Origin of the sequence: uncultured Tenacibaculum sp., assembly GCF_947494125.1 — a bacterium.
Taxonomy (GTDB): domain Bacteria; phylum Bacteroidota; class Bacteroidia; order Flavobacteriales; family Flavobacteriaceae; genus Polaribacter.
Map to the genome: position 1 here is coordinate 94,747 of NZ_CANLTU010000010.1, position 16,202 is coordinate 110,948.

Consider the following 16,202-nt stretch of genomic DNA (forward strand, 5'->3'; position numbering starts at 1 on the left):
ACCTTACAGCAACTTTTAATAAGAACTTTTTTTAAATTACCAAAAACTACTTACTTTTGTGGTTACGTTTTTCAACAAGATAAACAAACAAACGTTAAATAAACAACTAATATATAATGAATAAAATCACCAAAGAAACCTATATCAATTGGTATAGAGACATGCTATTTTGGAGAAAGTTTGAAGATAAACTAGCAGCTGTTTACATTCAACAGAAGGTAAGAGGTTTTTTACACTTATATAACGGTCAAGAGGCTGTTTTAGCAGGTTCATTACATGCAATGGACTTAACTAAAGATAAAATGATTACTGCTTACCGTAACCACGTACAACCAATTGGTATGGGTGAAGACCCAAAACGTGTTATGGCTGAACTTTATGGTAAAGTTACAGGTACGTCTCAAGGTATGGGAGGTTCTATGCACATTTTCTCTAAAGAATTTCGTTTTTATGGTGGTCACGGTATCGTTGGTGGTCAAATTCCATTAGGAGCTGGATTAGCTTTTGGAGATAAATTTAAAGGTAATGATGCAGTAACACTTTGTTATTTTGGTGATGGTGCAGCTCGTCAGGGTTCATTACACGAAACATTTAACATGGCAATGAACTGGAAGTTGCCTGTAATATTTATTGTTGAAAACAATGGATATGCAATGGGTACTTCAGTAGAAAGAACTGCCAATCATACAGATATTTGGAAACTAGGGTTAGGGTATGAAATGCCTTGTGGACCAGTTGACGGGATGAATCCTATTAAAGTTGCAGAAGCTGTAGATGAAGCTATACAAAGAGCTCGTCGTGGCGAAGGACCAACTTTCTTAGAAATGAAAACATACCGTTATAGAGGTCATTCTATGTCAGATGCTCAACATTATCGTACCAAAGATGAAGTTGAAGAGTACAAAAAAATAGATCCTATTACGCAAGTATTAGACATTATTAAAGAAAATAAATACGCTTCAGATGAAGAAATTGAAGCTATTAATAAAGAAGTAAAGGCTTCGGTTAAAGAATGTGAGCAATTTGCAGAAGATTCTCCATATCCAGAATTAAATCAATTACACGATATGGTATACGAACAAGAAGATTACCCATTTATAAAATCAAAGTAAACCTATGGCTACAATTATAAATATGCCTCGCTTAAGCGATACGATGGAAGAAGGAGTTGTTGCTTCTTGGTTAAAAAATGTAGGAGATAAAGTTGAGGAAGGTGAAATTTTAGCAGAAATCGAAACTGATAAAGCTACAATGGAATTTGAATCTTTTCATGAAGGTACTTTATTACACATTGGGGTACAAGAAGGAGAAACATCTCCAGTTGATACTTTACTTGCTATTATTGGTGAAGAAGGTGAAGATATTTCTGCTTTATTAAATGGAGGTTCTGCCCCTGTAGTAACAAAAGAGGAAGCTCCAAAAGATACTACTGAAACTAAAAACGAAAGTTCTACTGTTACCATCCCTGAAGGAGTGCAAGTAATAACAATGCCTCGTTTAAGTGATACAATGACTGAAGGTACTGTTGCTTCTTGGTTAAAAAATGTAGGTGATAAGATAGAAGAAGGTGATATTTTAGCTGAAATCGAAACTGATAAAGCTACTATGGAATTTGAATCTTTCCATGAAGGAAACTTATTACATATTGGGGTTAACGAAGGAGAAAGCGCTCCTGTAGATAGTTTATTAGCTATTATTGGTGCTACTGGAACTGATGTTTCTTCTTTATTAGAAGCACATAAATCTGGTGCATTAACTAGTACTGCTGCTTCAAGTGAAGAAAAAGAAACTCCCAGGGTTAATAAAGAAACTATTGAGACTAATACTGCGGTAACTGAAGTAGCTACTAATAATACTAGCGGAGGAAGAATTTTCGCATCTCCTTTAGCTAAAAAAATAGCAAATGACAAAGGTTTTAATTTAGCAGATATTAAAGGTTCAGGAGAAAATGGACGTATTGTTAAAAAAGATGTAGAAAATTATACTCCAGCTGCTAAAGTTGAAGCTCCAACTTCTACAAGTACAACTTCTACTCCAACAGCCATAACTAATTTTGCTATTGCTGGTGAAGAAAGTACTTCTGAAGTTAAGAATTCTCAAATGCGTAAAGCAATTGCAAAAGCATTAGGAAACTCTAAATTCTCTGCACCTCATTTCTACTTAAATATAGAAGTAGATATGGACAATGCAATTTCTTCTAGAAAAATAATCAATCAAATGCCAGACACTAAAGTATCATTCAATGATATGGTAGTAAAAGCATGTGCTATGGCGCTTAGAAGACATCCACAAGTTAATACAATGTGGAAAGATGATGTTACAGTATACAATAAGCATATAAATATTGGAGTAGCTGTTGCGGTTCCTGATGGACTTGTAGTACCTGTTTTAAAATTTACAGATCACATGAATATTAATGAAATTGATATTCAAGTTCGTGATTTAGCAGGTAAAGCTCGAAACAAAAAATTAACTCCAGATGAAATGCAAGGAAGTACTTTTACCGTTTCTAATTTAGGAATGTTTGGTATTGAAAGCTTTACATCTATTATCAATCAACCAAATTCAGCTATTTTATCTGTAGGAGCTATTGTTGAAAAACCTGTAGTAAAAAATAGTCAAATAGTTGTAGGTAATACTATGAAGTTAACTTTAGCATGTGATCATAGAACAGTTGATGGTGCTGTCGGAGCTCAATTTTTACAAACTTTAAAAACGTATTTAGAAAACCCTGTTACAATGTTAGCGTAACATTTTTTTTAAAATATCATAAAAAAAACTCGGAATATTAATTCCGAGTTTTTTTATTTTAGAATGTAATGTATCATTTTTTTTTCGACGAATTCAAGGTTAAATAACCCATCAAAAAAAATTAAATGAAACATTTACGATTATTACTAGTACTCTCAGTAGTATTGTTACAAAATTGTGTTCAAAACGATATTGTAGAAGATAGAATTGAAGAAAAATTATCTTTTAACACTTCTCTTCAAGAGCTTACTATAAAAGGTACTTTCCAATACACTACTAAATACACAAACAATGTAGGTGAAGTACAAACACCAACAATTATATGGACGAGCTCTAACCCTGATGTTATAACTGTATCTAATTCTGGATTAGTTACAGCTTTAAAAATTGGAACTTCTATAATTACAGCAACTGCAATAACTACAGATGGTAAAGCTGTTTCTTCTGAAAATGAAATAACTGTTGTTAAGGCTGAATCTAAATTAGAAATTGACAACTTATTACAAGATATAACTATAAATACTACGCATCAATATACTACTACATATACTAATGATTTAGGTGAAGTTGAAACCCCTCAAATTTCTTGGTCTAGCACTAACCCTGCGGTACTTTCTGTTTCTAGTAGTGGTTTAATTACAGCTATTGCTTTAGGGAACGCTACCATAACAGCATCTGTAACTATCAATGGAAATATCTTTTCTTTTGAAGATGTTTTAACTGTAGTTGGTGTTGCTGAAAGATTAACTATTAATAATCCTATTACTGAATTAAATGCTGACACTAGTCAAACACATCAATACACCACTACTTATACAGATCAAACTGGGCAAACACAAACCCCACAAATAACTTGGTCAAGTTCAGATACAAGTATAGCTAGCATATCATCTACTGGAATAATTACTGCTGTCTCAATAGGTTCAGTTACAATTACAGCAAGTGTTACTTTAAATGGAAACACAACTACAGATCAAAATACAATTACTATTACTGGTAGTGCTCCAAAAGAAAAAACGGGTACTATAAAAACCACAAGTAGCTATCCTTTATCTGGTACTTTCACTTTGAAAGAAATACCGAATACAAACGATTTAGAATTAATTGTTAATGCAGATTACAACGCTTCTACTGCCTTACCTGGCTTGTATTTATATATAACAAACAACCCTAACTCTGTGGGCGGCGCTAAAGAAATTCAAAAAGTTGCTGTGTTTAATGGTGCACACACTTATATTATTAAAGACACAGGAATAGATGATTACAATCATCTTTTATATTGGTGTAAACCATTTAGTGTTAAAGTTGGTGATGCAGAAATTAAATAATTTAGAATACATAAAAATGAAAAAATATATCATATTATTAGGATTAATTATCACATGTTCAAATTCTTTATTTGCACAATGGTCTAAAGGAAAAGGGAAAGGTTATTATAAATTATCTGCATGGTATTTAAAATCTGACCAACATTATACGAATACTGGCGCAATAGATCCAAATGTTACTAGAACTCAGTTCAACACAAGTGTTTATGCTGAATATGGACTTACAAACAAAATTGACATTATTGGTTATATACCATTCTTTTCAAGAGCAGCTCAAAACAATCAAATTTCTGGCACAAACAACAGTACCATTCAACAAGGAGAGTCTTTTAATTCTTTTGGTGATATAGATTTAGGTGCTCGATATGCTTTCTATAAAAAAGGAAAATGGGCTGCTGATGTAAAATTACTATTAGGAATACCAACGGGTGATAACGCTGGAGGTAGCGATGGAAGTTATCAAACTGGAGATGGAGAATTTAATCAATATTTATCAACTTCTTTAGGCTATTCAACTTCTTTAGGTAATTTACCTTTTTATGCGAAATCGCATGTTGGATACAATAATAGGTCTGAAGGTTTTTCAGATGAATTTAGGGGAGGTCTTGAAGCGGGACTTAATTTATTTAATAACAAATTTTGGCTAATTAGTCGCTTAAATATTGTAAAATCATTTAAAAACGGAACTTTAAATGCTGCAAATAGTAACGGAAGTATCTTTGCTAACAATGTAGAATATACAAGTTTTGGTTTAGAAGGCGCTTATTATATAACAAAAAAGATAGGTGTTTCTGCAAGTTTTGATTCAGCTTTCTCAGGAAAAATTATTGCTGCCAATCCATCATTCTCAGCAGGAATTTTCTTAGATATAAAATAATAATTTGAAATAGATTATAAAAAAGCTCGCTAATAGCGAGCTTTTTTTATTCTGGATATTTATGATATGTGAATGATTTATGTATAATTTTCCATTCTCCTTTTATTTTTAACAACATCATATAATCAGTATAAATTCGTTTCCATTTAGGCATTAAAATTTCAACTTTAGCCATCGCTGCATTGTTTTCATAATCAACAGAAATAATACGTCCTATTCTATTGCTTTTTTTTCCTTGCTTTATATTACTCACATAATTCTTTCCCTTCCAAATTACCAAACTATCTTTTTTAATATGGTACAAGTTTAAACCTTCATCAAAAGCCTCACGAACTCTTTCTGGCTCTCCATTAGCTGTTCCTTCAATATAGTTTAATAAAGTTTTGTTTATTTTTTCTAGTTCATTTTGAGCATTTATACTTTGCATATATAATAAAACTAGCACAGCCACTATTATAATTTGTTTCATGATATTCCTTTTTTATAAAATTTACTTAATTATTTAAAAATCAAATCTATAATTCATTTTAAAAGCTACTCCCCAATTTTTTCTATGGATTCTTTTATTAAAATTATCACTCACTACCAAATATACATATGATAATGGTTTATACTCCCACTGAAGCCTTGTGTTTATATTAAAATTATCCCGTTGTGTGTTATATTGAACATAAGTAGTCCAATTTAATCGAGTATTAAAAAATACCTCTCCTGTAAATTTTGTTAAATGAAATGTTTCTTTACCTAACTCATTTAAATCAATCGAATTAACATCATAGGAAGCTTCTAAATTAGCAAAAGGTAATAATTGATAATTCAAATATAAACCTCCTGCAAATCTATCTCCATTATAATAATTTCCTTTTTGCACATTTATCCGGTAACGTAATTTTTGATTATTAGCTGAATTATATCCCAGTTTTAAGATTCCAAAACGATACATTTTAGGAACCAATGCATTACCATTTCTCAAAGGATCAAATCCGTATTTTAAATCTATAACATCATAATTAAACACATAATATAAGGCTGATAAGTCTTTAAAAAATATTGCTGAATTTAAAAAATGTGAGCTCTGATTTAACGTGCCATTTTCATCAAAATAAGTTTGATTGTCATAATTCAAATAACGAATTCTGTTTATGTTTTTAGACTTATCATAAAACTTCACGTATTGAACTCCTCCAGAAATTTGTTTATACCCCTCTCTAACTACCTCATCATTTATGGCGTCATAATTATACAATCTTGGAGCGAAACCAACATCAGTAATATAATTCTTCTGAATATTTTTAATAGCTGCATTCCAAGAAAAACCTCTTTTGTTAAACCAAACACCTAGATTATAAAAATTGTCTTTTCCTGAAACACCATTATTAAAGCTCTTTCCATAATTAGCTAAACCAATCCATTTATTATTGTTCGATTTATAGTTTAAATTAACTCCTGTTACTCTATTGTAATCGTTTACAAAACCTACTCCGTCTGTTTCTTGGCGATTTATCAAAAAACCTGTAGTTGTAAAGTTTTTAGATAATTGTTGTTCTACCACTAAAGCTCCATAGTTTTGAGAAGCTTCAACACCTTCCCTATCAGTTTGTACATTTAAAACTCCTACTCTAGTTTTAGGTGAAACATTACCTGAAAGTTTAACACCAAATTTAATATCTCTATTTGCTCCAATTTTTCTAGAGTAAAAAGGTGTTACTCCATTAACCCCAAGATTAGAGAATAAATCAGCATTTTCTAAAAAGAAATTTCTTCGCTCTGGAAAAAACACTGAAAAACGAGACAAATTCGTTACTTGTTGATCTACATCTATTTGAGAAAAATCAGGATTTACAGTAACATCTAACTTTAAAGAAGAAGTAACATTATACTGCACATCTAAACTGGGAGTAAAATCTGTATTATCAATATTATTTTCAATATCTTTTTGATAATTAAATGTAACAGAAGGTGTAACTGCAAATCTAGAAGCTGCTTTATTAGGCAACTTTTCAATTATAAATGGTTTGGTAAAACGTAAGTCAAATGTTGGATAGTTTCTAGATAAATCAGTCATAATTGTCCAAGAATTATTTTTAATATCTCGAACATACATTTGAATTCCAAAAGTGTTATTATTTTTATTATAGTTTAATGATTTTAATGGAATAGCAATCTCATATATTTTCTGATTTTCTTGCTGTGATGTTTTAACTTCCCAAATAGTACTCCAACTAAAATTAAGTCCATAACCTTGGTTTTTCTTTTCAACTAAAGCATCAACCTGAGTTCCATAGGCATTTGCTGCAAACAGATATCCGCTTTGTTGCTGATTTTGAGTATCAAATACCATAATAAAAGCATCACTTAACGCTATAGAAACATCTCTTTTTAAAGAGCTAACCTGTACTTTTGAAGTCGAATCATTATAAATAGCACTTACAAATAGTTTACTTCCATTATGAAATAACTTTACAGATGTTTGATTTTCAGCAAAACCAACATCTGTTGGAGACAAGTTGTGAAAATTTGTAATTTCCGGTAATTCTTTCCAAATCGCTTCATTTGTTTTTCCGTCTAAAACTATTTTAGATGTTCTAAAAGGTATTGATGATAATTGCTCCTGACTATATATAATAACAGAAAATAACGATATTATAAAAACAAAAAATCGTGTCATATTAATTGTTTTTTGTCTCATCAATTCTAGTCGCAGTTTTGCTAATTATTTTCCAGCTTCCTTCAATTTTCTTTAGTAAAAATAAATCGACATACACCCATTTGCACTTTGGCCCAGCAATTTCAACTTTAGCTGTAGCTATATCTTTTACAATTTTTACTGATACTATTTTTCCATCACGCCCATTAAACTCCCCAGCAGTTCCCTTTTTAAAAAAATCAGCGTATTCCTCTGGAGTATATCTTTTAAATCCATCTTTACCTGTTAAGTATAAAGTTGCATTTTTAGCAAACGCATTTTTTATCAAGCCACGTTTATTATAAGAACTTCCCGTAATATAATTTTGAAGTGTTTGTTTTATTAATTCTTCATCCGTTAAAAGAATAGCATTCGTTCCTTGTATACTTTCATAAAACAATCTATCATCTGAAACAAAGCTTTTATCATAATTAATAACTTTTTTATTGTTTTGATAAATGCTAGCAAGTAACTCTTGTTTTGTTTTCTCTTTAGTTTGAGAAAAACTCAAGGTAAAAATTAATGATAAAGGAATAATCAGTAGTGTCTTCATTTTTAGAAATTTTAGTTTTGTCAAACTTCCTAAAATGTCTAAATAATAAAATGATGAGTTATAATACAGTTGTCCTGAATTATAATTCTGGAGGATTTACTACTACAAAAATTGTTTTTGATACTGAGCTGGGGTTTGCCCTACTATTTTTTTAAACGTGGCGTAAAAGTTTGATTTTGAAGAGAAACCTGCTTCAAAACCAACAGCTTCTAAAGTAATACTTTTATTTTCTCTTAGAATATTCTTTGCTTCATCTATTCTATAAGTATTTAAAAATGCTGCAAAACTTTTTCCAATATTATCATTGAGTAATTGTGATAATTTATGTGGTGTTATATGAATTTCTTTGGCTATATCTAGTAATTTCACATTTGTATTTTTATACAGCTCTTTTACTTTCATTAAGCTGTTTAGTTTTTCAATTAACAAAGCAGCTTCTTCATTTTCTATTTTTTTTGTTTCGTACTTCTCTGGTATCTTTTGAAAAATAGTTTCTCTATTTTTCTTAGATAAAAAGAAAATCAATAGTGCATAAAACACCACAGAAAATGTAATTGTCCCTACTAAATATAAAAAGAAATATCCTACAATGTAAGCCGTAAAAATTAAAGCATTTGCCATAAAAACTGCTATCAACCAAAGTTCAGCCGTAGTACACTTGCTAGTCTTAGAAAATAGCTTTTTTACAATATCTTTTAATAGATAAGACGAAGCTAATATGTATAAACCCCAAGCGCCATAAATTATCCAAACAAAAAATCTCCAAAATTCATAATTAATCGTATAAGGTTTTACGATTCCTACTATAGATATAAAAAGAAACAAAATACTAAAATGAACTATCCATGATTTAGGAATACTTTTTCTATTTTCTATAGACGCCTTTATATAATAGAACAAGGATACACCAATTAAAAAACAAGCAGACAAGCCTATTTGCATAACCAATAAATCTATTTCTTCTTGAGATGCAAAAATTCGATAAACTGATTTTCCTATTCGTAGACTTAAAAATAAGACCAGTAATCCAAACCAAAAATTCTGTACGCGTTTTTGTTTATTAAAAAACAGAAAATAGATACTCACTAAAAAACCGTTAAATACACCTAACGAACAAAGGAAAAATATAATTGGGTTGCTAAAATTCATTACAGTTTTATCAAATCAAAGTTTTGACTAAAGTATAAAATGATAAGCTTATAATAAATTATATCTTTTTTAAAATTTTCCTAACACTTTTTTTGCTTGTACAATATGACGTTCATTATGGCTAATTACAAATCGTAAGGTATCACCTAATCTAAATCTTACAAGAGGTAAAGTTGTCCAAGTTTTGGTTTTCGTTAAATCTTTAGTTGTCGCTAATTCTAATAAGTCTAAAAGCTCTTTTTGAAATGTTATAAAACTTTCTAAAACCTCATCCTTTTTTAATTCTGAATATATTGGATTCTTGCTTTTAAATGTATTCATAGTCTTCATCTCATCTTTAGGCAACATATCCACTGCAAACTTATTTCCTAAATAGCTTGGTTTAAATATTTCTGATTTTGGGTATTTAGTCTTTTCTATCCTTTTATTTATTTCTGGATTGTATAATGCTGCATATAAATTTAAATGCTCTAAACATTCTAAGACCGACCATGATTTACTATTGTCTCTCTCTTGCAACTTATCTTCTGCTTCATTTTTTAATGATTCAACAAATTCAATATGAGAAGTTACATACTGTTTTAACTCTGTTATTAGTTCTGCTACTTTAAAAACCATTCTTTTTAATTTTACATCAAAGTTGAGACTTTTATCAATTATAAATCTTGATCCTAATCAAGAGTTTTTAATATTCTCGATAATGTTTCTGGGGTCATTCGTAAATAAGAAGCTATGTATTTTTGAGGTATTTCTTGAAATACTTGTGGACTCCTTTTAAATACTCTTTCAAAGCGCTTTTGTGGCGAATAGGTTATTAAATCTATTTCTCTTTCTATTTGTTGATATACAAAACTCTCTAATAATTTCTTCCAAATTTCTTCATACTCTTTTTTTGAATTTATAAAGCGCATATAATGTGCCTTCGAAATTACTTTCAGTTCGCATTTTTTTAATGCTTGAATATAAAATGAGGTTGGTTTTTCAGTTAAAAAACAATCCAATGCAGTAATTAATGACTCTCTATACCCAAATCGGATAGTATGCTCTTCAATATCATCGTCTATAAAAACACGTAAACTTCCTTCTTTAACAAAGTATAAGTTTGTATTTATATCTCCTGGATTTGCTAAAAAATCATTTCTTTTAATTGTAATTTCTTTCTCCCACTCCCCTTCTAAGCCTTTTAACAATTTTTCTAATGGATTCATGAAAATAAATTCAATTGATTTGTTTGGTATTTATCAAATTTAGTAAAATCTAGTGGAGGAAAATTTCTTTCTTTTAAATATAGTTTTCTTGCCAGTTTAAACTGCATACTAATTTGTTCAGCAATTTTTCCTTCTCCTCTCATCCTTGTTCCATAAGCTGAATTGTTAAGAGTACCATTATGACAGTCTTCTATTTGATGTAGAATTTTGTTTGCTCTGTCGGGATATGCTTTTTCTACCCAATTTGTAAAAATTTCTCCAATAGCTCCATTTAAACGAACTACAGTATAACCAACTGATGTTGCCCCTAATTCACTCACCTTTTTTACTAATGGTAATATTTCATGACTATTTATTGAAGGAATTATTGGTGCCATCATAACATTAACTGGAATCCCATTTTCAGAAAGTTCTTTAACGGTTTCTAGTCTTTTTTTTATGGTAGTTGTTCTTGGTTCTACAGCTCTCCTTGTTTCTTCTGATAAAGATGTTATTGAAAGGCTTACTCTTACTAAATTCATTGAAGCCATTTCTTTTAATATATCTAAATCTCTAAGTATTAAGGAATTTTTGGTTATAATGCTTACTGGATGTTTCAACTTAAATAGTATTTCCAATATACTTCGTGTTATTTTCAATTTCTTTTCTATAGGCTGATAACAATCGGTATTTCCAGAAAGCATAATATTTTGTGCTTCCCAACTTCTACTTCGTAGTTTTTTCTCTAATAATTCTGGAGCATTTGCTTTGTATAATATTTTACGTTCAAAATCTAATCCTGCAGAGTACCCCCAATATTCATGACTATTTCTGGCATAACAATAAATACAACCGTGTTCACACCCTTGATACGGATTCATAGAATATGTAAATCCTATATCTGGACTCGTTACTTTGTTTAAGATCGTTTTTGGATAAATTTCTAAGTACGACGTTTTATTATTGTCAGCCTTTTCATTTTCTGCTTCACAATAATTTAAAAAGTCATCTAACACCTCATGTTGATGCTGCGAAAATTTATTATGGGTATTATGCTGTGCACCACGCCCTTTAATGTAGTCCTCCATTTTGTACTCTTAATAAAATAGTATTAAACTGCCTTTAGAATGACTTTATCGAGAACACGTTAGAAAACTTCTCGACAATAAATTCCGATAAAGAAATCGAAATCACTCAAAGTAACTTTATAAAATTACAGTAAAATCAAACGTAAAAATGTTAATATTGAAATAGCTTATTAACAATATTAAAAAGCTATTCTAAAAACAAAATGATGAGAAACCTCTTTTAAGTTTTCTCATCATTTTATTCTCATTCCTTCAAATGAGTAATTATTTATTAGGCCTCTTTATACCCTTCTAGTTCTATCAAGTAACCAAAAATCTGCTAAAACTAAAGCCGTTAAAGCTTCTACAATAGGTACAGCTCTTGGAACTACACAAGGATCATGACGTCCTTTTCCTTGTATTTCTGTAGCCTCTCCTTCAGAATTTATCGTTTGTTGATTTTGCATAATGGTAGCCACTGGCTTAAAGGCTACTCTAAAATACACATCCATTCCGTTTGAAACACCTCCTTGAACTCCTCCTGATAGATTTGTTTGTGTTGTTCCGTCTTCATTAAAAATATCATTATGCTCAGAACCTTGCATTTTTGCACCACAAAAACCACTTCCAAACTCAAAACCTTTTACGGCGTTTATTGATAACATTGCTTTTCCTAACTCTGCATGTAACTTATGAAAAATAGGTTCACCCAAACCTACAGGCATATTTTGTGCTACACAGGTAATTGTACCTCCTATTGTATCTCCAGCTTTTCGTATTTGATGAATTTTTTCAATCATTTGTTCAGCCGAAGCTTCATCTGGACAACGTACAATATTACTTTCTGTTTTAGCAAAATCTAAATCCTGATAAGGTTTAACCATAAAAATATCACCTACCGATGATGTAAAAGCATTAATATTAATATGCTTTATTAATTGTTTTGCCAAAGCTCCCGCAACAACCCAGTTAGCAGTTTCACGAGCAGAAGTACGTCCTCCTCCTCTATAATCACGAATACCATACTTCTTATCATACGTATAATCGGCATGTGAAGGACGATATACATTTGTATTATGATTGTAGTCTTTACTTTTCTGATTGGTATTCTTAATAACAAATCCTATAGAAGCTCCCGTTGTTTTACCTTCAAAGATACCCGATAAGAATTCAACAGTATCTGGCTCCTTACGCTGTGTTACTATTTTAGATTGCCCAGGCTTACGGCGGTCTAATTCAAATTGAACAGCTTCTAAATCTACTTCCATACCAGCTGGAAAACCATCAATAACTCCACCGATTGCAGTTCCGTGTGATTCACCATATGTGGTTACTTTTAAAATATTTCCAAATGAATTAAACATACTTTCTTTATTTTAAGACGAAAGTAAATTATTTACCCTAAATAATTGCAATCAAAAAACCATTATTATGTAAATAATTCGACTAAAAAAGCGAGCATACATCGCTTGTTTTTCCATTCCCCCCCTATTTAAAACCTAAATTTTAAAAACTTTTTAAAAAAAGTGAAATTATTTTTCAGGGCAAACATTCTGATAGTAAAAGAATTACATTTAATTACCTGCTAAAGCCTTTATTTTTAAAGTAAAAAATAAGTCTTTTTTTTTTTTGAACTAAAAAAAGATACTATATTTGCACCCGCAATCAGGAAAATACTTGATAGCGCGTCAGGAGAAATGGCAGAGTGGTCGAATGCGGCGGTCTTGAAAACCGTTGTCTGTAACAGGACCGGGGGTTCGAATCCCTCTTTCTCCGCAAAGTCCGAAGTCAACGCTTCGGATTTTTTTTAGGGGATTAAAGAAAAAGCTTACTTAGTAAGCTTTTTTCTATTTATAAAAGTTCCCTTTAAAAATTCTATATAATTAAATATACACAATGTATTATACTATAAATTAAAGAACTTCAATAAAAAAAAAAAAGAAGTAGTTCCTTCTGATAAAATATACTATATTTGCATCCGCAATCAAGAAATACTTGATAGCATGTCTGGAGAAATGGCAGAGTGGTCGAATGCGGCGGTCTTGAAAACCGTTGTCTGTAACAGGACCGGGGGTTCGAATCCCTCTTTCTCCGCAAAAAACCGAAGCAATAGCTTCGGTTTTTTTTAGGGGATTAAAGAAAAAGCTTACTTAGTAAGCTTTTTTCTATTTTATATACATCCTATAATTTCCTTACTAAAATTCTTTATTTTAAAAACCTCTTTCTTCACCCTATATAGAAACTATTAGGTTACTTTTCTTTTTCAAAAACAAAAAACAGCAAGAAAACAGAAAAGAAGTAGTCCCTTCAGATACTTCTTTTCCTAAAACAATAATCAAAAATTAACAATGAAAACTTTAAACTTTTAATTATTACTTTAAAAATAGTTGTATTAAACAGTTCTTTAGAAAAAATTAGATGAAGTAAATTTAAGTATCGATTAATGGTAACTTTTTACACACGAAATACTTTCTTATTTAGTACTTTTAGCTTTTAAATTAAATAATTGCTATTCTTTCTTAAAATGATTTTCTTTTTATTTCTCATACTCGTTATATTCTTTCTACTAATAAAAAACAGTAGTAAAAGTAGTTCCCTTCTTAAATGGAAAAAACCGACAACTGATTTCCCTAAAAAATGGACTCTTGTTTTAACTCAGAAAGTAGCATTTTATAATGCGCTATCTTCTAAAGAAAAGAAACTATTTGAATACAAAGTGCATGAGTTTATACTAAACTGTAATATTGTTGGTGTTGATACCACGATTACTATTACCGATAAACTCTTAATTGGTTCCAGTGCCGTTATTCCTATTTTTAATTTCCCTCAATGGAAATACCCAAATATTTATGAAATAATCTTATACCCTGATATGTTTAATCAACATTTTGAAACTGAGGGTGACAACCGTAGAATTTTAGGAATGGTAGGAAATGGTTATATGGAAGGCAAAATGGTATTATCTAAACCTGCATTACATTTAGGCTTTACCAATGAATCTGATAAAAAAAATACAGCTATTCATGAATTTGTACATTTAATAGATAAATTAGACGGTACTATTGATGGTATCCCGCAAGTTTTACTAGAAAAACAATATGCCATTCCCTGGATGGATTTAATGAATAAAAAAATTGACGAGATTTACAATGATGATTCTGATATTAACCCATACGGTGGTACTAACAAAGCAGAATTCTTCTCTGTTACCAGTGAATACTTTTTTGAACGACCTAAACTACTGGCAAAAAAACACCCAGAGTTGTATATATTATTAGAAAAGATTTTTAAACAAGACATGGACGATATGAACTTACATTTTAAACGTATAGACATTTCTAGAAACGATCCTTGTTTATGTGATAGCGGAATTAAATACAAAAAATGTTGTGGAGCTAACTAAACTTTCATTCCTAAAAATAATACTTTACCTAAGCTTGCTTATGAGTATAGTGTATAGTTGTCAACCTAAAAAAAACAGCTCTCTTTTTAGCAGTACTAGGAATACTTTTATACCAAATACTGCAAAGAATTTGAGTGAAAAACAATGGGATAGTGTACAAAACACATCTAACAAAATTCTCCAGCATCCAAAAAGTAAACGAAACTCTAACAACAAAATATTGGGATGGCATATCTACTCCAATGGTACTTCTTACAAAAATTATAATTTTAAACTCTTGTGGGGTATTTCTTATTTTTCATATGTTATAAACCCCTTAACTGGTGCTTCAAAAAATAAGCACCATTGGAAAACTACTGCTTTAATAGACAGTGCTAAAGTGCATGGTTGCAAAGTATTCTTATCGGTATCTAATTTTGGAGCTAAAAGCAACTCTCAGTTTTTAAACAATACCAAAGCACAAGAAACATTAATTAATAATCTTGTTGAGCTTTTAGATTACAGAAAGGCAGATGGTATTAATATTGATTTTGAAGGCGTTGCTAAAAAAGACAAAAAACTATTTACTTCTTTTATAAATCGTATTTCTAAAAAACTTAAAAAAGTTAATCCGAATTATCTAGTTACCTTATGCCTATATGCTAATGATTGGCATCGTGTTTTTGATATTAAAAACATACAAACTTCTGTAGATTTTTATACGTTGATGGGCTATGATTATTATGGCAATTTTAGCAAAATAGCTGGTCCTATTAGTCCTTTAAAAAACAGTCAAAAATTTGGAAATGGATTAGAACATTCGGTAACACATTATATACAAAAAGGTGTTACCCCTGCTAAACTTATTGTTGGCCTCCCCTATTACGGCGGTGAATGGTATACAAAATCTGAAAGTGTACCTTCTAAAGTAGTAAAATACAAATCGAGCCCTACCTACAGTACTATTAAAAGAATATATATAGACTCTTTAAAAGTACCCGTTAATTTCCATGCTCAAAGTGGTGCAACTTATCTAAGCTTTAAAGAAAATAATGCGTACCGACAATTGTGGTTTGAAAATCCAAAATCTTTAGCTTTAAAATACGATTGGATTAAAAAAAACAAACTTGCCGGTGTTGGCATTTGGGCTTTAGGGTATGACGATGGCTATGCTGATTTATGGAACCTTTTGTCTGAAAAATTTTCAGAACAAACCCCATAA

14 protein-coding genes and 2 tRNA genes are annotated in these 16,202 nt (G+C 30.5%); 8 read left to right on the forward strand and 8 right to left on the reverse strand.

Annotation, left to right across the window (positions count from 1 at the left end):
* The first annotated feature begins 116 nt into the window (after window positions 1-116).
* The 4 genes from pdhA (at window position 117) to Q0881_RS14435 (ending at window position 4,956) form a co-directional block, all read left to right on the forward strand.
* The gene (gene pdhA, locus Q0881_RS14420; protein ID WP_299161684.1) at window positions 117-1,112 is read left to right on the forward strand and encodes a pyruvate dehydrogenase (acetyl-transferring) E1 component subunit alpha; all 996 of its coding nucleotides are present in this window, start codon (window positions 117-119) and stop codon (window positions 1,110-1,112) included.
* 4 nt (window positions 1,113-1,116) lie between these two features.
* On the forward strand, window positions 1,117-2,751 hold the full coding sequence (locus Q0881_RS14425) for a pyruvate dehydrogenase complex dihydrolipoamide acetyltransferase (protein WP_299161687.1): 1,635 nt from the start codon (window positions 1,117-1,119) through the stop codon (window positions 2,749-2,751).
* Window positions 2,752-2,876: 125 nt separating this feature from the next.
* Complete coding sequence (locus tag Q0881_RS14430) at window positions 2,877-4,079, forward strand: Ig-like domain-containing protein (RefSeq protein ID WP_299161690.1); 1,203 nt, start codon at window positions 2,877-2,879, stop codon at window positions 4,077-4,079.
* 16 nt (window positions 4,080-4,095) lie between these two features.
* Complete coding sequence (locus Q0881_RS14435) at window positions 4,096-4,956, forward strand: hypothetical protein (RefSeq protein WP_299161694.1); 861 nt, start codon at window positions 4,096-4,098, stop codon at window positions 4,954-4,956.
* A gap of 46 nt (window positions 4,957-5,002) precedes the next feature.
* Here Q0881_RS14435 and Q0881_RS14440 read toward each other — a convergent pair whose 3' ends face one another.
* The 8 genes from Q0881_RS14440 to aroC form a co-directional block, all read right to left on the reverse strand.
* Window positions 5,003-5,425, reverse strand: coding sequence for a nuclear transport factor 2 family protein (locus Q0881_RS14440; protein ID WP_299161697.1), 423 nt, complete (start codon window positions 5,423-5,425; stop codon window positions 5,003-5,005).
* Between the two features lie 33 nt (window positions 5,426-5,458).
* Window positions 5,459-7,624, reverse strand: a complete 2,166-nt coding sequence (locus Q0881_RS14445) for a DUF5916 domain-containing protein (protein WP_299161701.1) — start codon at window positions 7,622-7,624, stop codon at window positions 5,459-5,461.
* 1 nt (window position 7,625) lies between these two features.
* A complete protein-coding gene (locus Q0881_RS14450) occupies window positions 7,626-8,195 on the reverse strand; it encodes a nuclear transport factor 2 family protein (RefSeq protein ID WP_299161704.1) in 570 nt (189 codons plus the stop codon).
* A 102-nt stretch (window positions 8,196-8,297) separates the two neighbouring features.
* Window positions 8,298-9,281, reverse strand: a complete 984-nt coding sequence (locus Q0881_RS14455; protein WP_299161707.1) for a helix-turn-helix domain-containing protein — start codon at window positions 9,279-9,281, stop codon at window positions 8,298-8,300.
* A 132-nt stretch (window positions 9,282-9,413) separates the two neighbouring features.
* Window positions 9,414-9,962, reverse strand: a complete 549-nt coding sequence (locus Q0881_RS14460) for a DinB family protein (RefSeq protein ID WP_299161710.1) — start codon at window positions 9,960-9,962, stop codon at window positions 9,414-9,416.
* Between the two features lie 53 nt (window positions 9,963-10,015).
* Entirely contained in the window at window positions 10,016-10,552 is a 537-nt protein-coding gene (locus tag Q0881_RS14465) for a Crp/Fnr family transcriptional regulator (protein WP_299161713.1), read from the reverse strand.
* Entirely contained in the window at window positions 10,549-11,619 is a 1,071-nt protein-coding gene (locus tag Q0881_RS14470) for a PA0069 family radical SAM protein (protein ID WP_299161717.1), read from the reverse strand. Before Q0881_RS14470 ends, Q0881_RS14465 begins: the two co-directional genes overlap by 4 nt.
* 281 nt (window positions 11,620-11,900) lie before the next feature.
* Window positions 11,901-12,962 carry a chorismate synthase gene (gene aroC, locus Q0881_RS14475; RefSeq protein ID WP_299161720.1) on the reverse strand — a complete coding sequence of 354 codons (1,062 nt, stop codon included), beginning with the start codon at window positions 12,960-12,962 and terminating at the stop codon, window positions 11,901-11,903.
* Window positions 12,963-13,289: 327 nt separating this feature from the next.
* Between aroC and Q0881_RS14480 the strand changes: the two genes are divergently transcribed.
* The 4 genes from Q0881_RS14480 to Q0881_RS14495 all read left to right on the forward strand — a co-directional run bounded on the left by Q0881_RS14480 (window position 13,290) and on the right by Q0881_RS14495 (window position 16,202).
* Window positions 13,290-13,374: transfer RNA gene (locus Q0881_RS14480), tRNA-Ser, on the forward strand.
* 233 nt (window positions 13,375-13,607) lie between these two features.
* A tRNA-Ser gene (locus tag Q0881_RS14485) sits at window positions 13,608-13,692 on the forward strand.
* A gap of 430 nt (window positions 13,693-14,122) precedes the next feature.
* On the forward strand, window positions 14,123-15,001 hold the full coding sequence (locus Q0881_RS14490) for a zinc-dependent peptidase (protein ID WP_299161722.1): 879 nt from the start codon (window positions 14,123-14,125) through the stop codon (window positions 14,999-15,001).
* Window positions 15,002-15,041: 40 nt separating this feature from the next.
* Window positions 15,042-16,202, forward strand: a complete 1,161-nt coding sequence (locus Q0881_RS14495) for a glycoside hydrolase family 18 protein (protein ID WP_299161725.1) — start codon at window positions 15,042-15,044, stop codon at window positions 16,200-16,202.

Excerpts from the sequence above, each read along its gene's own strand:
- Q0881_RS14430 (WP_299161690.1), top strand. The coding sequence starts at position 2,877 with ATGAAACATTTACGATTATTACTAGTACTCTCAGTAGTATTGTTACAA.
- Q0881_RS14465 (WP_299161713.1), bottom strand. The coding sequence starts at position 10,552 with ATGAATCCATTAGAAAAATTGTTAAAAGGCTTAGAAGGGGAGTGGGAG.
- Q0881_RS14450 (WP_299161704.1), bottom strand. The coding sequence starts at position 8,195 with ATGAAGACACTACTGATTATTCCTTTATCATTAATTTTTACCTTGAGT.
- Q0881_RS14435 (WP_299161694.1), top strand. The coding sequence starts at position 4,096 with ATGAAAAAATATATCATATTATTAGGATTAATTATCACATGTTCAAAT.
- pdhA (WP_299161684.1), top strand. The coding sequence starts at position 117 with ATGAATAAAATCACCAAAGAAACCTATATCAATTGGTATAGAGACATG.
- Q0881_RS14490 (WP_299161722.1), top strand. The coding sequence starts at position 14,123 with ATGATTTTCTTTTTATTTCTCATACTCGTTATATTCTTTCTACTAATA.
- aroC (WP_299161720.1), bottom strand. The coding sequence starts at position 12,962 with ATGTTTAATTCATTTGGAAATATTTTAAAAGTAACCACATATGGTGAA.
- Q0881_RS14495 (WP_299161725.1), top strand. The coding sequence starts at position 15,042 with ATGAGTATAGTGTATAGTTGTCAACCTAAAAAAAACAGCTCTCTTTTT.
- Q0881_RS14440 (WP_299161697.1), bottom strand. The coding sequence starts at position 5,425 with ATGAAACAAATTATAATAGTGGCTGTGCTAGTTTTATTATATATGCAA.
- Q0881_RS14425 (WP_299161687.1), top strand. The coding sequence starts at position 1,117 with ATGGCTACAATTATAAATATGCCTCGCTTAAGCGATACGATGGAAGAA.
- Q0881_RS14470 (WP_299161717.1), bottom strand. The coding sequence starts at position 11,619 with ATGGAGGACTACATTAAAGGGCGTGGTGCACAGCATAATACCCATAAT.
- Q0881_RS14445 (WP_299161701.1), bottom strand. The coding sequence starts at position 7,624 with ATGACACGATTTTTTGTTTTTATAATATCGTTATTTTCTGTTATTATA.
- Q0881_RS14460 (WP_299161710.1), bottom strand. The coding sequence starts at position 9,962 with ATGGTTTTTAAAGTAGCAGAACTAATAACAGAGTTAAAACAGTATGTA.